This window comes from Hydrogenoanaerobacterium sp., assembly GCF_032017025.1.
In the GTDB taxonomy this organism is placed as follows: domain Bacteria; phylum Bacillota; class Clostridia; order Oscillospirales; family Ruminococcaceae; genus Hydrogenoanaerobacterium.
This window is the reverse complement of the sequence record NZ_DALZQO010000020.1, coordinates 1-18,161: the sequence shown is the minus strand read 5'-3', so window position 1 is coordinate 18,161 and position 18,161 is coordinate 1. Positions and strand designations below refer to the sequence as shown.

The 18,161-nt window shown below is 41.7% G+C and carries 14 protein-coding genes, 1 tRNA gene and 1 pseudogene; 7 read left to right on the top strand and 9 right to left on the bottom strand.

The features are described 5' to 3' along the window. Both RTV33_RS11695 and RTV33_RS11690 read left to right on the top strand, forming a co-directional pair. On the top strand, positions 1-817 hold an 817-nt coding region (locus RTV33_RS11695), incomplete at its 5' end, for a glycosyltransferase (protein ID WP_312644451.1). A 131-nt stretch (positions 818-948) separates the two neighbouring features. Continuing rightward, complete coding sequence (locus RTV33_RS11690) at positions 949-2,331, top strand: NAD(P)/FAD-dependent oxidoreductase (RefSeq protein ID WP_396327417.1); 1,383 nt, start codon at positions 949-951, stop codon at positions 2,329-2,331. Between the two features lie 49 nt (positions 2,332-2,380). Here RTV33_RS11690 and RTV33_RS11685 read toward each other — a convergent pair whose 3' ends face one another. The 5 genes from RTV33_RS11685 to potA all read right to left on the bottom strand — a co-directional run bounded on the left by RTV33_RS11685 (position 2,381) and on the right by potA (position 6,985). After that, positions 2,381-2,806 carry a hypothetical protein gene (locus RTV33_RS11685; protein ID WP_312644449.1) on the bottom strand — a complete coding sequence of 142 codons (426 nt, stop codon included), beginning with the start codon at positions 2,804-2,806 and terminating at the stop codon, positions 2,381-2,383. A 296-nt stretch (positions 2,807-3,102) separates the two neighbouring features. Then, positions 3,103-4,314 (bottom strand): spermidine/putrescine ABC transporter substrate-binding protein, encoded by a 1,212-nt coding sequence (locus tag RTV33_RS11680; RefSeq protein ID WP_312644447.1) that lies wholly within the window; start codon positions 4,312-4,314, stop codon positions 3,103-3,105. Continuing rightward, on the bottom strand, positions 4,311-5,129 hold the full coding sequence (locus RTV33_RS11675) for an ABC transporter permease (protein WP_312644446.1): 819 nt from the start codon (positions 5,127-5,129) through the stop codon (positions 4,311-4,313). The genes RTV33_RS11680 and RTV33_RS11675 overlap by 4 nt, the downstream gene beginning before the upstream one ends. Further along, entirely contained in the window at positions 5,126-5,935 is an 810-nt protein-coding gene (locus RTV33_RS11670) for an ABC transporter permease (protein WP_312644444.1), read from the bottom strand. The genes RTV33_RS11675 and RTV33_RS11670 overlap by 4 nt, the downstream gene beginning before the upstream one ends. After that, positions 5,936-6,985 (bottom strand): spermidine/putrescine ABC transporter ATP-binding protein, encoded by a 1,050-nt coding sequence (gene potA, locus RTV33_RS11665; RefSeq protein WP_312644442.1) that lies wholly within the window; start codon positions 6,983-6,985, stop codon positions 5,936-5,938. A 566-nt stretch (positions 6,986-7,551) separates the two neighbouring features. Here potA and RTV33_RS11660 point away from each other — a divergent pair. The 5 genes from RTV33_RS11660 to RTV33_RS11640 all read left to right on the top strand — a co-directional run bounded on the left by RTV33_RS11660 (position 7,552) and on the right by RTV33_RS11640 (position 10,905). Then, positions 7,552-7,628: transfer RNA gene (locus RTV33_RS11660), tRNA-Pro, on the top strand. Between the two features lie 1,063 nt (positions 7,629-8,691). Beyond that, entirely contained in the window at positions 8,692-8,907 is a 216-nt protein-coding gene (locus tag RTV33_RS11655) for a helix-turn-helix domain-containing protein (RefSeq protein ID WP_312644440.1), read from the top strand. A gap of 87 nt (positions 8,908-8,994) precedes the next feature. Further along, complete coding sequence (locus RTV33_RS11650) at positions 8,995-9,810, top strand: Ku protein (protein WP_312644439.1); 816 nt, start codon at positions 8,995-8,997, stop codon at positions 9,808-9,810. After that, complete coding sequence (locus RTV33_RS11645; protein WP_312644437.1) at positions 9,810-10,760, top strand: RNA ligase family protein; 951 nt, start codon at positions 9,810-9,812, stop codon at positions 10,758-10,760. Before RTV33_RS11650 ends, RTV33_RS11645 begins: the two co-directional genes overlap by 1 nt. After that, a complete protein-coding gene (locus RTV33_RS11640) occupies positions 10,735-10,905 on the top strand; it encodes a hypothetical protein (RefSeq protein WP_312644435.1) in 171 nt (56 codons plus the stop codon). The genes RTV33_RS11645 and RTV33_RS11640 overlap by 26 nt, the downstream gene beginning before the upstream one ends. A 447-nt stretch (positions 10,906-11,352) precedes the next feature. Here the strand turns inward: RTV33_RS11640 and dinB are convergent, their stop codons facing one another. The 4 genes and pseudogenes from dinB to RTV33_RS11620 all read right to left on the bottom strand — a co-directional run bounded on the left by dinB (position 11,353) and on the right by RTV33_RS11620 (position 18,063). Next, positions 11,353-12,591: a DNA polymerase IV gene (dinB, locus tag RTV33_RS11635; protein WP_396327412.1), complete on the bottom strand. Its 1,239-nt coding sequence runs from the start codon at positions 12,589-12,591 to the stop codon at positions 11,353-11,355. Positions 12,592-12,707: 116 nt separating this feature from the next. After that, a pseudogene (locus RTV33_RS11630) lies at positions 12,708-12,986 on the bottom strand (ParA family protein); the annotation flags it as partial. Between the two features lie 453 nt (positions 12,987-13,439). Continuing rightward, positions 13,440-13,667, bottom strand: coding sequence for a hypothetical protein (locus RTV33_RS11625; protein ID WP_312644431.1), 228 nt, complete (start codon positions 13,665-13,667; stop codon positions 13,440-13,442). A gap of 121 nt (positions 13,668-13,788) precedes the next feature. Then, positions 13,789-18,063: a hypothetical protein gene (locus tag RTV33_RS11620; RefSeq protein WP_312644429.1), complete on the bottom strand. Its 4,275-nt coding sequence runs from the start codon at positions 18,061-18,063 to the stop codon at positions 13,789-13,791. Positions 18,064-18,161 lie beyond the last annotated feature (98 nt).

Genomic DNA, 18,161 nt, shown 5'->3' with positions numbered 1-18,161 from the left:
CCGTTATACCAAGTTACTCGCAAAATCGGCATCCGCACTCACCGGCCCGTCTAAAAAATGCGCCGAATACTTTAAGCAGTCGGGCGTTAAGAAAGACGTCAACGTCATTCCAAACTCGGTTGAGCTGGAATCGTTCAGCCCTGCGAACATAAGCGCCGAAAAGAAAGCCGCATTCCGTGAAAAATACGGCCTTGCAGATGACCAGATGATCGCCTGCTTTGTAGGCAGACTGGGCAGAGAAAAAAGCGTAGACGTTATTTTGGATAACTGGGCGCAGTGCATTACAAAAGAGGACAAGATTCACTTGATTGTGATTGGCGATGGTCCCTGTAAGGAAGAGTTGGAGGAGCAGGCAAGGGTACTCGGTATTTCTGAGATGATTACATTTGCGGGTGCCGTACAGCATGACGAGCTGCCCCCTTACCTTGCATCGTGTGATGTGTATATCACCGCTTCCCTTTCGGACACCAACTCGATATCAATGCTGGAGGGCATGGCAACCGGCTTGCCCGTATTGCAGCGCCTTGACCCGCTTAACGCTGACCAGGTTCGCGAGGGCGAAAATGGTTTTGTGTTTGACGACGCGGCCAGCATGGCAGAAAAACTCAGAGAGGTAAAAAACAAGTCACCTGAGGAATTGGATATTCTCAAGCGTTCGGTTATTGCGTCGGTAAAGCGCAGCGGTGCGGAAGACCTGGCAAACTATATGCTCGCTGTTTACCACAAGCTTTATAATGATGACGGCACGCCGAAAACCGGCAAGGCGGTACATTTTATAAAACCAAGCGAGCTGCTGAGAAGGTTGCGTAATCTGTAAATTGTAAAATTGCCATGATACTCTTGACAGGTGGCTTGAGTTACTGTACAATATGAGAGTTTGTGCATGAATCAGAATTCTTGTTGCACAGCACTCGAATATATACCTTTTGCTTTAAAGGAGAGAACACTATGTCTATGAAAAAACACTACGACGTTGCTATTGTAGGCGGCGGAATCGGCGGTATTATGGCTGCTTACCGTCTTGTCACCACCAATCCCGCACTTTCGGTATGTATCTTTGAAAAGGGCAATGCCCTCACCGGTAGATCCTGCCCGATCATTACCAAGAAAGTGGACCACTGCATCAAGTGCAAATCATGTGCGATTATGGAGGGCATGGCAGGCGCAGGCGCTTTTTCGGATGGCAAGTATGTAATCTCCACAGAATACGGTGGCTGGCTGACAGAGTTTTTGCCGGATGCCACCGTCATTGATTACATTGAGCAGGCAGACGAAATTTTAGTGAAGTTTGGTGCAACCACCGAGCGTTTTATGCCAAACAATGAGCTAAAAAAGCTCTGCACCCAGCACGACCTTCATATGAACCAGGCGCAGCTTAAACATCTTGGCACAGACTCAAACTTTGATACTATGCGAAAACTGATTGAGAACTTGAGCACGCGCTGCGATATTCTTACCAACACCGAGGTGCTAGATGTAGACAAAAACACCCGTGTGATTACCGCTGTAGACAAGGGCGGAGAGCATGAGGTGACGGCAGATGAGATTATTTTCGCTGTAGGGCGTGTGGGAAGCCGTTTCTTTGTAAAATGGTGTGAAAAAAATAAGATTCCTCTCAAGAACAATCAGGTTGACGTGGGTGTACGCGTAGAGCTGCCCGCACTGGTCTGGGAGGATTTTTCCAAGAAAATCTATGAGCCTAAAATTTGGTACCGCAGCAAGGGTTATGGCGATACAACCAGAATGTTCTGCTTTAACGAGCGCGGACAGGTTGTTACAGAAAATACCGACGGCGTACTGACTGTAAACGGGCACAGCTACCGTGACCAGTCGCGCAAGACCGAGAACTCAAACTTTGCTCTGCTTTCTACCATGCGCTTTACCCAGCCGTTTAACAACCCCATTGAATATGCACGCCATGTGGCAAGCCTTGCAAACCTCATCAGTGGCGGCAGTGTATTGGTGCAGCGTCTGGGCGATTTGAAACTGGGCAGAAGAACCGATGAAAAACGCTTAAAGCAATCCACTGTTCTCCCTACGCTTGCGGCGGTTCCCGGTGATTTGAGCCTGTGTATGCCCAAACGCCAGTTGGATAACATTATGGAGACTTTGGAGGCGCTTGACAAGATTGCACCCGGTACCGCTAATTACGATACTTTGCTGTACGGCATTGAGTGTAAGTATTATTCCGCCCGCCCCGAGTGCGAAAACTTTAAGATTACAGGCTGCAATAATATCTACGCAATCGGTGATGGCGCAGGCTTTACGCGCTCACTGTCGCAGGCGGCGGCAAACGGCTTGTACGTAGCAGATTTGCTCGCCAAAGAATAACAAACCCACAAAAAAAGAGGGCACACAAATGTGTGCCCTCTTTTTTACATTAATAACGTATTTTATTTGCTGCTTCATTTGCCTGAGGAGCAAATCTTTGTTTGCCCATATTGATATAGGCTGTTTTGCTTTTCATTGTAATTACAATAATGACTGACGCCAGAATGACATCAAGCAGGCTGCCAGTTACAATCATATCAAATATGCTGGTTTCCATAAGCGTTGTCGTGCTGAGAAATACCAGATTAAATACGGTTGCAATAATTTCGGCGATGAAAAAAAGTGTAATTTCGTTCGGCTTTGTTTTGCTTTTGTGATGCCGAAATGCAACGATTCCGCCCGCTACAACCAAAACAGCACACACACCCAGTACAAACATTGGTAGCCCTGTAGAATCTGCTATAAAAAGATAACCGCAAGCCACGGCTTTAATCAAAACTTTTAAAAACAAATAATAATATATGACTTGTTTCAAGGGATCCCTCCATATCATTTTATTATGACCCACAGGCATTCCTCTGCATTTCATTTTATGTCACTATAGCTCATTATTGTGTCGCATTTATGAAACTACAGTAAACAAATGGTGCAGTTGCTGCCCTTTTACGGCACAACCTATAATAATGCATAGAGTTGTTTTTGTCAAGTTTTATATTATTTTTGCTTAAAAAGTTACACGAATTATACCCGAAAGGTGTAATTAATGCATAAAAAGCACCATGTTCCCTTGTTCAAAAAGGACATGGTGCTTCTATTTTGATGGTGTTTGCTTTAGTAAATATCGCGTTTCTTTTTGATAGATCGCGCAACGTTGATGCCCACCGAAAACAGGATACAGCCAATCATCAGCATAGGAATCATCCATTTACTGTAGCCAACCTCAGCCGAGATGACCTCTACCCAAAGTGCGTCCATTTGTGCGCTGATATTTTGAGGAAGATCGTAGAAAAACTCCGCTTTTTCCATGATTTCTTCGGGCGGATAGCAGATGGGGTTGTTGCGGGTTTCCTCATCCAACAGCTCAAATGCCGCTGTATTGGGGGTGGAATAGCCGATATACTCAATGTTCGCAGCTGCTACTTCGGGCTCGCACAGGAAGTTGATGTACATTTCGGCCGCTTCCTTGTTTTTGCTGCCCTTGGGGATGCAGATAGAATCGACAAATTTGTTCGTACCCTCATTGGGAACGACAAATTCCAAATCCTCGTTTTCTGCCATCATGGTAAGTGCATCGCCCGCGTAGTAAGGTGCAAGCGCCGCTTCCCCTCCCTGCATCTTATCAAAAATCTCATCCATGACATATGCCTGAACCAGCGGCTTTTGCGCCTTTAGCTCCTCGGCAGCCTTGCGGATTTCATCAAGGTTATGGGTGTTGAGTGAATAACCCAAACGCAGCTCTGCTAAAGCAAAGGCATCGCGCGGGTTGGAGAACATTAAAATATCGCCGAGATAGCGGGCATCCCACAGTGCGTCCCAACTGGTGATTTCGGTATCGACCATGGTGGTGTTGTAAATGATACCCACCGTTCCCCAAGTATAAGGGATGGAATACTTGCCCTCGGGATCATACTCCATGCCGGCAAACTGGGGGTTGGTGTATTTTACATTGGGAATGTTGTTCAGGTCAAGCTCCTCGAGCATGCCCTCGCGAATAAACTTTGCAATCATATAGTCGGAGGGAATGACAACGTCGTAGCTTGCTCCCCCGCTTTTGAGGCGGGCATACAGCTCCTCGTTGGAGGCAAAGGTAGTATAGTTGACTTTAATTCCGGTGAGAGCTTCAAACTCAGCATTGACGTCGATGGAATCCACCGCATCGTTGCTGATGTATTCTCCCCAGTTGTGAACATTGATCGAGATCTTCTGCCCCTTAAACTTCTGGTAATACGCTTCGTCCTCCACCGTTACCGCTGCAAACGCATGCACCGTGAACATGGGGATTGCCATTATCAGCGCAAGAGCTGTAATCAAAAGCTTTCTCATAGAGATTCAGCACCTGCCTTTCTCCTGTTAAGCTTTTCTTTTTTAGCGTCCATGATATTATAAATGACCAGTACCGTGATGACCACTGCAAAAATGATGGTGGAAAGTGCGTTGATTTCGGGGCTTACCTTGCGCCTTGTCATCGAGTAGATTGTGATAGGCAGTGTCTGCGAGGTAGCACCACTGTTGAAGTACGAAATAATAAAATCATCCAGCGAGTAGGTAAAGGCCATCAAAAAGCCTGAGACCACACCGGGCATAATCTCGGGCAGAACCACCTTCCAAAACGCCTTATACGGGGTACAGCCGAGGTCAAGCGCCGCTTCGTAAACAAAGCGGTCCATCTGGCGCAGCTTTGGCAGCACATTTAGAATGACATACGGAATATTAAACGTAATATGCGCTAAAATCAAGGTGGGGTATCCGAATTCGATAGGAATTCCAATTTTATTTTTCATGAACACAAACAGCAGCATCAATGATACACCGGTTACGATTTCGGGGTTGATGATGGGCAGATAGGTAATGTTCATGATCATACCGCGCATCCACTTGTTCATAGCGTTGATGCCGATTGCGGCTGCTGTGCCGATGATAACCGCGAAAACCGTGGAAACCACCGCTATAATGAGCGTGGTTCGCAGTGAATCAAGAATAACACTGTTGGAAAACAGCTTGCGATACCAGTCGAAGGTAAAGCCGGTAAAAACACTGCGGCTTTTGGATTCATTAAAGGAGAAGAAAATGAGCACGCCGATGGGCATGTACAAGAATGCCATCACGACCCAGAAATAGGCTTTTGAAAGTCTTTTCATATCATCATATCCTCCATTTCCTCATCAAACTGGTTGGTGATGCTCATGCATAGGAGGATCAGAACCATCAGCACCAGCGAAATTGCCGCACCGAGGTTCGGGTTGTAGGCGTTGCCGAGAAACTGCAGATCGATGAGGTCACCAATCATAATGTTACCGCCGCCGCCCAGCATTCTGGAGATGATAAAGGTTGAGATTGCGGGCACAAACACCATGGTGATGCCCGAACGAATGCCCGGCATGGAGAGCGGCAGAACCACTTTGGAAAATACGCCGTAGGTATTTGCACCGAGATCCTGCGCTGCTTCAATGACGCGCCCGTCAATCTTAGTCATAATGCTGTAAAGTGGCAGAATCATAAACGGCAGGTAGTTGTACACCATACCGAGCACAACTGCGCCCTGTGTGTTGATCATATGGAAGGGCCCCACGCCAAATAGACCTAAAAATTTGTTGATTAGGCCATTTTTCTCAAGTAAGGTCATCCATGCATAGGTGCGTAGCAAAAAGTTCATCCACATAGGGATAATGCAGAGCATGAGCATAGTGCGCTGCTTGCTCGCAGGCCGGCGCGAAATGATGAAAGACAGCGGGTACGCAATAAGGAGGCAAATTACCGTTGCAATGGCAGCCAGCCAGACGGAGTGCACCAATACACCGGAATATTCGCCCACGCGCGAAATGTTATCGATGGTAAATTTGCCGTCTTGCGTGGTGAGCGCAAAATATGCCACCAGCCCGAGCGGTATTATAGTAAAAATCGCCATCCATAAAATGTATGGCGCGGAGGGAGCTTTGGATTTCATCTATGCTTCCTCCATTTTCTTCATAATATGAATGTCCTCCGGATTAATTACCATACCAATGGTATCTCCGGGCTTCTCCGCAACAGTGGAGTGAATCATCCAGTCATATCCGCAGGCGCGTACAATCATTTCGTAATGCACACCTTTAAAGATAATCGATTCGACAATACCTGAAATGTGCCCCTGTATTGGTGGCACCACCTTGATGTCTTCAGGACGAACCACAACGTCAATGCGTTCTTTCGGCTGAAAGCCTTTATCCACACAGACAAATTCGCGTCCCGCAAACTCCACTAAGAAGTCCTTGCACATTACGCCGTCCAAAATATTGCTCTCGCCGATAAAATCAGCGACAAAAGCATTGTTAGGCTCGTTATAAATATCGACCGGAGTGCCGATTTGCTGGATATCGCCGTCTTTCATAACAACGACGGTATCCGACATGGTAAGGGCTTCCTCCTGATCGTGCGTTACATAAATAAAGGTAATGCCCAGGCTCTGCTGAATGCGTTTGAGCTCAATTTGCATATCTTTGCGCAGCTTTAAGTCAAGTGCACCGAGAGGCTCGTCCAAAAGTAAAACCTTCGGATGGTTGACCAGCGCACGCGCAATAGCAACACGCTGTTGTTGGCCGCCTGAGAGCTGGTTGATTCCCCTTTTCTCGTAGCCTTTTAGGTTAACAAGTGCCAGCATTTCCTGTACGCGCTCTTTAATGGTCTTTTCATCCATTTTCTTCAAACGCAGACCGAACGCAATATTCTCAAATACATTGAGGTGCGGAAACAGTGCATAGCGCTGGAACACGGTGTTCACCGGCCGTTTGTAAGGCGGCAGATCGTTGATGCGTTTCCCTTCAAAATAAACGTCACCCTTCAGCGGATCTACAAAGCCGCCAATGATACGAAGAGTTGTGGTTTTACCACAGCCCGACGGACCAAGAAAGGTGACAAATTCTTTGTCGTGTATATTGAGGTTAAGCCCCTCTAATACACGCTCGCCGTCATACTCGACAACAATGTCTTTCAGACAGATTATGATGTTATCTCCCATGTGTTGCATCCCCCTTTGCGGATTTTAAGTCACGCACGTAAATTAGCATTAAGGCGGTATCCGCCTCAACCGCTGCACAGATGTTTTGCCCATCTGTGCCAAACCACTGTGGACCCACACGTGCTTTTGATACCGCTTCCCGCAAAAGGCTTAACTCTAATCGTGACCAATATGGTTCGTTTTAGGCGATACATACGCAACATGTGTTTTTGTTTTTGCATAGATGCATAAAGTTTTGCCCAGCTTTTAAAATCTAAACAAAACTCTAACTATGTCTGTTGTATAAAACAACGATTTAAAATATATCACAAATTTCAAAATTGTCAATGATTTTTTGCAAATTTCTGCATTTTTCTGCTATTTTAAAGAATTTTTCCGCAACTTTTCGTGTTCTTCGCAAGCATTACTTTAAAATACTCTGATTTTCTCTTAATCTCTCTTGTTTCCTCAAGTATGACACAAACTATATTACTTTATTAGAAAACATTTGAAAATTAGGGGTTGCAATTTGTTTTAGATTATGGTAGTATATTCAAGCAGGAGTTCTAAACAAACTCTTCGGATATCTGGGTATAGCGCAGATTGGTAGCGCGCTACCTTGGGGTGGTAGAGGCCGTGGGTTCAAATCCCGCTACTCAGACCAAAATGTTATAACACAGAAAAGTCTATGATTTCATAGGCTCTTTTGTGTTATAACAATGAATATAATCCGAGCAAAGAGCGCTGCTAACACTCTCCGCTCGGTGATTATATTTGTCTTCCATTTAACACAAGCACATCTCCTATCCCTCAGCTCGGCGGCAATTCAGCCATATGAGTCAATCTTGGAATGTTTTCTCAAGGTTTCGCTATGCGCCGATTAAATAAAGGGTGAGCAAAATGCACACTATCCTTTATGCCTTGGTATTATGTTCTTGTATGGCTATTCAATTGTTAGAGCAATTATGATGCTCTAGCAGGCGATATTTGCGTTGCTGCCTACTTCGCAACGAGGTGCGCCAGTGGGTTAAAGGTAATCCATTACCGTAGCCCACACATACCGATTAGGTTTATTCGACAAGGAACTTACTATTCGGTATGGTATATTTAAAGCAGTCGGGTGACCACTTTAAAACAAAAGAAAGAGCCTTTAGATGCACCGTGACGGATGGTTAGCATCTAAAAGCCCTTGAAATCTATCCAAAACTGTGATAATATCACAGCATGAATACGCTCTCATAAGTCTTACAAGATGGGTGTCATCTTTAAGGCGCAAGCGCATTGTCTGTTGGTAGCAGATGATGCGCTGTGAGGGTGTTTTTTGTTGTCTAAAAATAATATAGCATATCTTGATAACCAATGCAAGTATTTACCAGTTGATTTGTAGAGCGACTCATGTGTTGTGATACTCCTCGTCTGATAGCCCGCTACGTCTTAATTCTCTACGTCACAGTTCTTTATCTGCATATGGACCCCTGCATGATATCCATTTGATAATACGTTATCATTCATTCCCCTCCGAATGCTGTCGCTCTCGCTGAAAACTTAGTGCGATTCTAATTTTACCGTCCTCCCTGTTAGTTGATGTTTCTTATGTATCCATTTTACACTACTTTGAGTGCATTTGTCTATTGACAGTTTGTCAGAAAACAGACACTCAATGTTGTGTATTCCATGCACTTGTTTGAGTGTAATATATACGGTATAATAATATCGGAGGTATTTATATGATTATTTATGACAAGCTATTTGAGATGCTTAAAGCCAATGGCTACACTACTACGAGGATACGCAAGGAAATGCTGATGGGGCAACGTACATTAACCGCAATTAAAAACGGCACTGGCGGGATAAATCATCAAACTATTGATAATTTATGCCGCGCCCTCGGTTGCCAACCGGGCGATTTGATGGAATATGTTCCAGATGAAAAAGAAAGCTGAGCTGCTCATAGCGAGTAGCTCAGCTTTCTTTTATAAAAACACCTCTACAGGGCACACTAACCATAAAAATATTAAGAGGTGTTATAGATGGCAGTTGCATATAAGTCTACCATAGCGTTTTCGCTTTTGTCTATTCCAATTTCAATGTATACAGCAACGCAAGACAACGACCTGCATTTTAATCAGTTGCATAAAGAGGATAACAGCAGAGTGCGCTACAAAAAGACATGTTTACATTGTGGAAAAGAACTCAAATCAGAAGACATTGTAAAAGGTTACGAATACGATAAAGATAAATACGTAATAATCACAGATGATGATATCGAAAAAATCAAAACGAAAAAAGATCGTACAATACAAATATTGCACTTTGCGCAGCTTAATCAAATAAGCCCTACTTACTTTAATAAAACCTACTACGCGGCGCCCGAACTTGGGAGTGATAGGGCCTTTGAACTACTTCGAGCCAGCATGATGGATGAACAAAAAATCGCGATTGGAAAAACAGTACTTGGTGACAAGGAAACTCTTTTAGCGATCATCCCGCGCGAGGATGGAATCTTAATTCAAACAATGTTTTACGCTGACGATATTAAAGAGTTACCTAAAGCCTACAATAAACCGGAAGTTTCTGCGCAGGAGCTTGAATCTGCAAAAACCTTGATCAGTACGATGAATACGCCTTTTGACCCAGCAAAATACAATGATGAATTTGAAAGTAAAAAGCAAGACCTTGTTAAAATTAAGGTTGAGCAAAAAGAAATTGTAGTGGCTGAACCAGAATCAGAAACGGAATCGAAGGATAATGTAATTGATATTATGGATAGGCTGAAAATGGCTATTGAGGCAGAGCAAAAGAATAAAGAAGTAGATAAGCCAAAAAGAACACGAAAGAAAGCATAATGGATATTTTTGACGAGAAAAACATTAAACCTATGCTGATTGGCGTAATGCAAGATGCTTTTGACAATCCGGACTATATCTATGAATTAAAACTGGACGGTGAACGTTGTATCGCCTATTTGGATAAGGATAGCACGGAGCTGCGTAACAAACGCAACGTAAAAATGCTGAGTAAAGTGCCCGAGCTATCTGCCATACACAAAAACGTGCGTGCACGATGCATTTTGGATGGAGAGCTTATTGTAATTAAAGATGGCAGACCAAGTTTTGCAGAGATACAACGCAGATCGCTTATGAGCAATGCATTTAAAATTAAATTAGCATCTGATAAATACCCCGCCAACTTTACTGCCTACGATATACTGTATTATAAAGATAAGCAGGTAACCGACCTTCCCTTGATGGAGCGGAAAAAACTACTGCAAAAAGTGATTAAGGAAGAAAATGATAGGTTTGCAATATCGCGTTTTATCGAGGAAAAAGGCGTAGCTTTGTACCAGCTTGCAGAGCAACAAAAATTAGAGGGTGTTGTCGCAAAGCGCAAAGGCAGCAAATATTACTTTGACAAAAGGACTAAAGACTGGATAAAAATTAAGTGGCTGTTGGATGATGATTTTATAGTGTGTGGTTATATCCTTAAAGAGGCGGGCAAAATCAGCTTAGTAATTGCTCAGTACCGGGATGGCACCCTAATCTATAAAGGGCATGTAACATCCGGCGTTACCACACGGCACGTTGATATTTTATCGCAACTTAAAAGGCTAAACGCCCCACCGCTCGAAGTGCCGCCTGGCAATGAGCGCGCGGTTTGGGTTGAGCCTAAACAGGTTTGCGTTGTACAATGGATGCCGCGGGATAACGGCGGGCTTAACCAATCTGTTTTTAAAGGATTCCGCGACGATAAACTGCCGGAGGACTGTATTGATGCTGGATCAGATACTGCAAAATAACGATGCCGCGGCCTACTTTTTCAATTTGCCTCAATTCGCCATAGATTTCATTGTTTTTCAACCAGCACAAATTAATACCCCCGTCGACCTATACCGTATCGGTGATGAGCTGTTGCGGGATTGGGGCGTTGATATATTGCAGTAGGAGGGTTTGCCACCCTCCTATATTTTTGCTAATTGACTTGTACTTAGTTTACAACCATTGCATTCCGCGTTTATATTGCCGTTGCTAAATTTTTTGATCGTAGCTTTTCCATCACAAACAGGGCACATAAATTCGCTCTCATTATTCCTTAATGCATCGTTAAGCGCAATAAGAAATTTGTTGTAATTTTGCATTATCCTCTCGCCTCCACAAACCAACGGTTGTTGTCTTCCAAAAACAAATATGTCTCTCTCCCTAATATTCGACACGTGAACCTCAAACCTTGACCCCCTACCTTTAAAGATGCGGCCGGTCGCACATCTAATATACGGTCGACTTCAAATCTGCGCCCATCCTCCCACTCTACCTCTAGTGGCGTCACATTTCCGAGTGCATCAAACTTAGCTGTCACGTCTACATAAGTTCTAGTCACCTTTCATCACCTCTCTAAAAATAGCTTACTGGATGGATTGTATGATCACCCTTAGGGTTAAATCCTGTTAAGGCTTGGTCTTGCAACACCACTGCTCGTTGCACGCAAAAATGCCCAAATCTTCGGCGCAGCCAATCTACGGTACGTTCCAGCGTTTCTTGCTCTGCTCGTCTCCCCTGATCGCAAAACATATCTAGCTGTATGCTCTCGTCGCCATGGCTAAAGTCGGTAACACTAATGCCAATACTACGGATGGGGCGATACCATTCGTAATTATTTTTAAATAGCTGCATCGCTGTGTTGGTTATCTCGGATGCTAAGCACGTTGGATGATCAATTTTAACTTGACGGGTAAAACTATACAGCTCAGTATCGCGGATACTGATACATACCACTTGCCCCTTAAAGCCCTGCTCTCGCATGCGCGCGGCTACACTCTCGGCCAATACGTAAAACACCATTTTAACGTCCTCGTCGGTTTCCAAGTCACGCGGCGTTGTAGTGCTGTTGCCTATCGATTTTATAATAGCTAGATTGTCATACTGCGCTACAGGAGCATTGTCCAATCCATTGGCAAACGCCCAAAGCATATCGCCCCATTTGCCCAACCACTGTCGTAGGTATTTAGGATCGGTGGCGGCAAGGCCGCCAATAGTATTAACGCCGTAGTTGTGCAGCTTACGGGCCGTTGCCCTACCTACATATAGCAGGTCGCTTGCGGGTAGCGGCCAGACAATATCTTTAAAATTATCTTTTGTAATCACGGTAATAGCATCCGGCTTTTTATAATCGCTGCCCAGCTTTGCATAAATCTTGTTAAAACTAACTCCGATTGATACGGTAACGCCCATCTCTGATTTAATTCGCTGTCGTATCTTTTCGGCAATCTGCTCTCCGGTGCCGTATATCCCACTGCCGGTTACGTCCAACCAGCACTCGTCAATGCCAAAGGGTTCCACTTGGTCAGTGTAATCTAGATAGATATTACGAGCTAACTGACTAAATCGCAGATATAGCTTAAAATCAGGTGGCAGCACAACAAGGTTAGGACATTTTTGTTTTGCTTGCCAAATTGCCTCGCCTGTTTTTATGTCAAACTTTTTTGCAAGATAGTTTTTAGCCAATATGATACCGTGCCGCTGTTCAATGTCCCCTCCAACTGCAACAGGTCTACCACGCAACTCTGGGCGGTATAAACATTCCACCGAGGCGTAAAAGTTATTCAAATCCACATGCAAGATTGATCTATCCAATTGTTTCACCTCATTAGAACATATGTTCTTTAAGTAGTATACCCTTTCCGATGCAATAAAGTCAATGGAATGAATTGTAATATACTGTCGACAGGGTATAATAAACTTGAGGTGATTGCAGGTAGCAAGTCCACACCCTCATGGTGGGATAAAATACCCTCCTTGTTTTCAATGGGGGTATCGGTGATTACCTTGCCCATAATGGTGGAAAGCGTGGTGGTGAGCTTGTCTGGCTGTGCGTATCCCAATGAGATAGATAGGCTACCCTGTGGGTCGGTGTCAACAAGCAGGACTTTCTTGCCTTCAAGTGCCAATCCAATGCCTAAGTTGGCACAGGTGGTTGTTTTGCCTACGCCGCCTTTTTGGTTGGCAATGGCGATTATCTTTGTGTTCAATCTTGATCCTCCTTTCGGGTTTTGGGCATAAAAAAGGAGTTAGCTATTTTCAAGCTAACTCCAAAAAAAGGGTAACGATTATTCAGTTGTTTATTGTGCTTTTGCCAGACACATTTTGTTGAGTGCATATCATAAGCTTTTCACATTACAACAGTTCTATTTGCTAAATACATCTCTATTTGTGTGTCTAAACTTCCCTCACTTTTTCCCTCAACAGCTTTCTGAAACCGTTTAAAACGATATAACAAGCAGTGAGATTAGTTAATGAGGTCACTTGTGATAAACCGCATAAAATCAAGGGTTTGTAGTGATTTTGCGGTAAGGTAGGACGCCTTATAATAGGTTAGAAAAACCAGTCCTTACAATATAAATAATCTTAGGTTATCTCCCTTGTTATAAACATAATGGGTAACTGAATTTACTACGGATTATGCTCATAATAGGCAGTGCAAATTACCTTTTTGTTTTTATATGTAAAATAAGAGATAATATCAAGCATATAGCAGTTGGAGGTAAAAACAATACGCTGTGAATTAAAGCATCAAGATCAGCCCCTGCAGAAGCATAGGGGTTATACTCTTGAATATTGTAAATATAAAATAGTCCTCCGAAGTAACACATTAATAGTACAATTCCAATTCCAAGTAAAATTCTTGACCCAATATTTTTCTTCATTACCATTTGGCAACCTCCTGCACATAATATAAATAATGTGACTTTTAGCTGATTTCGATATTGTTCTGTCATAAACATAATGCGCAATTGGCTCAGCACAATAAAATTTGCTATAAATTCAATATAGTTAACGGATTTTCACTTTACTGTCTTGCTTTGTAGAAATTTGTCTCGTAATAAACTCACCATTTTTAAAGAAGCCAATAGAACAGCAATCTTTTTCAGCATAAAACTCACCAAGCTTTTCTTTGGACTTTCCATCTTCTCTGCGGTATTCACGCATTATCCAAAGAATTTTACTCCCTATTTCCTCTGCTTTTGCAAGTAATTCTTCTTTGTCCACCAAAAGGTAATCTTGATAGGTTCTCCATTTTTCGCCTGTTATACAGTATTCAGCTTTTACCTTTTTCTGATTGTCGTAGAACAAGTAACCGTCTGAATTAGTAATATGGAGTAAATCCCTTACGGGGAAAGAGGGTAAATCGTAATAAACATCACCATACTCCTGAAAATTATAGCAACACTTGTCAACAGCAGATTGAATATTTAATTGAGGAAAATCATCAACAAATCTACCATTATACCGCTTTTTCCAAGGAAACCAGCAAACCTCTTTAGGCGTAATATAACAAGATGAATATATCCCGCCTCGCCAATCCACGGGATTCGATATATTATCAGCCAAATCTGGATCATCTCTTAATATATCAAGAAATTTATCAATATCGTTAGAGGAAATTAATATTGAACTAATAAATAGACATGTTTCAACCCCAGTAGATCCATAAAAACATGAATATCCTTCCAGAGCCGCCAAGTTGTTGCTCTCTACGCTATATCTTTGTGTATTGTTATTTATAAACAGCCATTTAATCCACTCAACATCAGGAGAGTGAATAATTGAATTAATTACATCCTCTTTCGTGTTGTATCGTCCTTCTAATATAGCAACTTCTTTTTCAGGAATATGCCATGGATGATCTTCGGGTATATTATCTGGATCAATTTGATTAAGTTCCTGCGAGGGGATGATGAAATCATCCAATAATCCATAATCAGTAACTCGAACCGCCTTATCATCATCACAATATAAAAGGCGATCTGATAAAAAGCCACTAATAACATTCCTTGCCTGCCAAACATATTTCTCACAGATTGTCATAACTTTACTTTGCGATCCATGCGTAGCTGGATGATAAGAGCCACTGATTGCACAATCTACGCCGATGGCTTTTTTCTTTTCCGTGTCATAATATTGGAATTCTTTTTCATTCCAGCCACATTGTGTTACAAAGGCAAACCCTGCAGATATAATGAATTGGTCGGTTGAAATACCTCTATATTCTGGCTGTTCCTTTGCAATTCGCTTTATTAACTTTTCATATTGATTTTTTACTCGTCTGTCATAATCAGAAAAGCACGAAGTAAAATGATCAATTAGCACATATCTCGCTAAATCGTAGTCAATACCACTATAACCACCCATACGTGTCCCAGACAAAGCATCTTTATTTAGAAGAATGTAATTGCCAACCGGCTTATACGGAGGTAAAAAAGGCTCAGCTTCTTTCATGTCAATAACGCCTAAACTAATTGCTTTTTGTACGATGGCACACGAATAATATCTTATTGAGATATCATAATTTTTTTGAATCTTATCTGGTGCTAAAATATTAGTGATCAGCCAATCAGCGGCTTCTTTAATCAAGTTCTGATTCTCATCTTCGAACAATAGAGACATTAAGATTGAAAAAATGTCACTGCGTATTTGGGGATCGTTTACAGTGGAAAATTTGAGAAATAGCTTATAAAACTCATTGGGGGCTAGCTGCGCCCATTTCATTAGCGAATCTCTGTAAAACTTTCTTTGCAAGTTATTAACGGAGGATAACCCCCATGCGTATATTACTGGACAGCCACCAGCCATATCGTCATTGGACAAGACATACTCGTCATCGTTAAGTGCCAACTCTTTTGTGTAATACCATTTATCACTATGCGTGCCTTTTAGATAACATGGTATTGACCACATAATATCTCTATCAGCAGGGTTTATAAAACTGGATAAGAATTTATCAAGCAATGCACTTCCAAGAGGGTGCTGTATGTCTCTCGCTAATGGTAAAACAACATTATTTGTAATCGAAATAAGAGGTTCCGCGCCGCCCGACATTATTTGTAGAAGCCTTTCTTTATACGTTTGGGCACTACTAGGGTTTGAATGACGTAATGCGATAAATAGAAGTTCTTCTTTAAACCATGGGTTAGCCACATTATCAATGGTTGCATTAGACGTTATGAGATAATTGCATTTTTGAATGGCGATAATCGTCAAAGCATACAGTGTGTTTTTCTGAATGTACGTGCATTTTTCAAAATTAATGTTCTGCGGATGACTATATTCATCTAAAAGCATTAGGGCCGATGCATAATCAAAGTACCCTTGAATTCCCGGATAATAATAATAGGTATCGGGTGAAAGATATCCAGAACTATGCTCGCAAAATAATCTTAATATTCCATAATCCTCCAAATATTGCATTAACATCTCTACTTGAGATCGCTCTAATGTTAATTCCTTTAAAAGAGTTTCAGTAAGTACATTTTTTTCAATACGGGGTTGATCATATAATGCTGCAGAAACTAGTCTAATAGATTTTAGTATATACTGATTATTTACCGAAACTACATTTATTCGTGAACAGAACTCTTTTTCCAAAATATTAATTTTTTCTTTTAAGAGCATTGTTATAGAGACATCAGTTCGGTCATGGTATGATATGGGCTTTCCTTTATTTATATCACAAAACAGCTTTAAGGATAATGGAGTTGTTAATGCATACTTTATCCAACCAACATTAGTAATATCAATATTGTAAGCTTTTGCATAACTCGAAAAAAGTTTGTAAGTTGGAGAGTCGCCGCTAGCACCAATATTTATTATTCTTGCATAATTAACATTTGAATCAATTATATAAGGTCTAGATGTAAAGCAAAATCGGATTTTAGGATATTTTTCTACAATCACATTTGTTTCTTGAATTCGTTGAATCCATTTTTGGTGAAGCGATGATTCATCAACGCCGTCAACAATAATTACAATTTTAGGTAAAATGCTTATCTGAGCATCTGAATTAACAGCGTGAAAGCGTTTTCTATTTGATAGAGAAGATAATGCTTGCCAAATTTCATCTTCGCTCCAATCACTTGACAAGCCAAGGCTAGAAATGATTATATCTTTCCACATATAACCTGCAGGAATATCGCGTGCTTGAATAAGTATAGGAATATGATTCCCATCATCAAGCAATTTTTCAGTTTCTGCTGCAACTCCGTGCGTTTTGCCAGTTCCTGGCTCACCTAAAAAGAGAAGACTTTTTCTGTCATTTCCGTGCATAAGGATTTTTATCGCATTTTGTATATCAACCTTTTCTAGTTTTCGTAGCACTTTTGATACTTCGTAGAAGTGAAAATGGTGATGATACTCTTCTTTACTTTCTTTAAGTTGTTGAGTAAGTGTATCTATATCGATCCAAAAATCAGATTCATCTATGGAAATGTTAAATATTGTTTCATGATTTAACCATGCCAATGCCTTATCTATTTCATGTTTCATTTCAGTCAAATGATTTTTTGTGTCTGATAAAGCAATTGATAATTGTGGATCATTATCTCCACATACCGAAATCAACTCGTCAGTCGCATAAGAAAAGTCTTTACAGAGCGTGCAGAAGTTTTCAAATGTCAGTCGAATAGCATTGCGTTGCTTTTGATTACCTAAAAACTCGGAAATACAATTATCAATTTCGCCGTAAGTATTTAATTCAGGAACATATTTTGTGGCCAACCAACTTTGCTTGCTTTTATTAAATGCAAATCTTACATTTTCTTCAGAAATCTCAGCGTTTTTAAACCAAAATTTATATATTCCTGATGATGTCTCTTTTTGAAGTTCCGAGATGATCCGTGTTTCGTTCCATAAATCTATGGACAGGGTTGGGAATTCATTCGACATGGCTACCTGCATTTCGCTCCATCGCTTATCTTCTGAATTCTCACCTTTACCTGTCAACGAAGCGAGATCTCTAGGAACGCAAACAATATAACGCACAATTTGAGGACGAACTTTCATCGCTGTCTTGATGGAGCCTTTAATCTGGTTTATCTGACTTTCAGAAATGCTTGAAGGAAACCATTTCGCTTGCAATCCGATAATTTCTCCATTAATTAGTACAGCAAATGATTCTATCCCTCCATCGCCACCGGCACCATTTACAATACTAAAAGAGGTAATATTCGATGAGTATTCTTCCCTACACCAATTCTCAAAAAGTTGATTGCATAACACTTCAAAAGCCTTGGTAGGCGCATCATTATATGTTTGAAAATTTGTCCAATTCACATTTATCGCCTCTGTTTAAAATCATTTGTTAAATATCAAGTTACCCATTGGTACTATATAAGCACAGACATTTACCTTAAAGCTGGTGATGTTTGTGC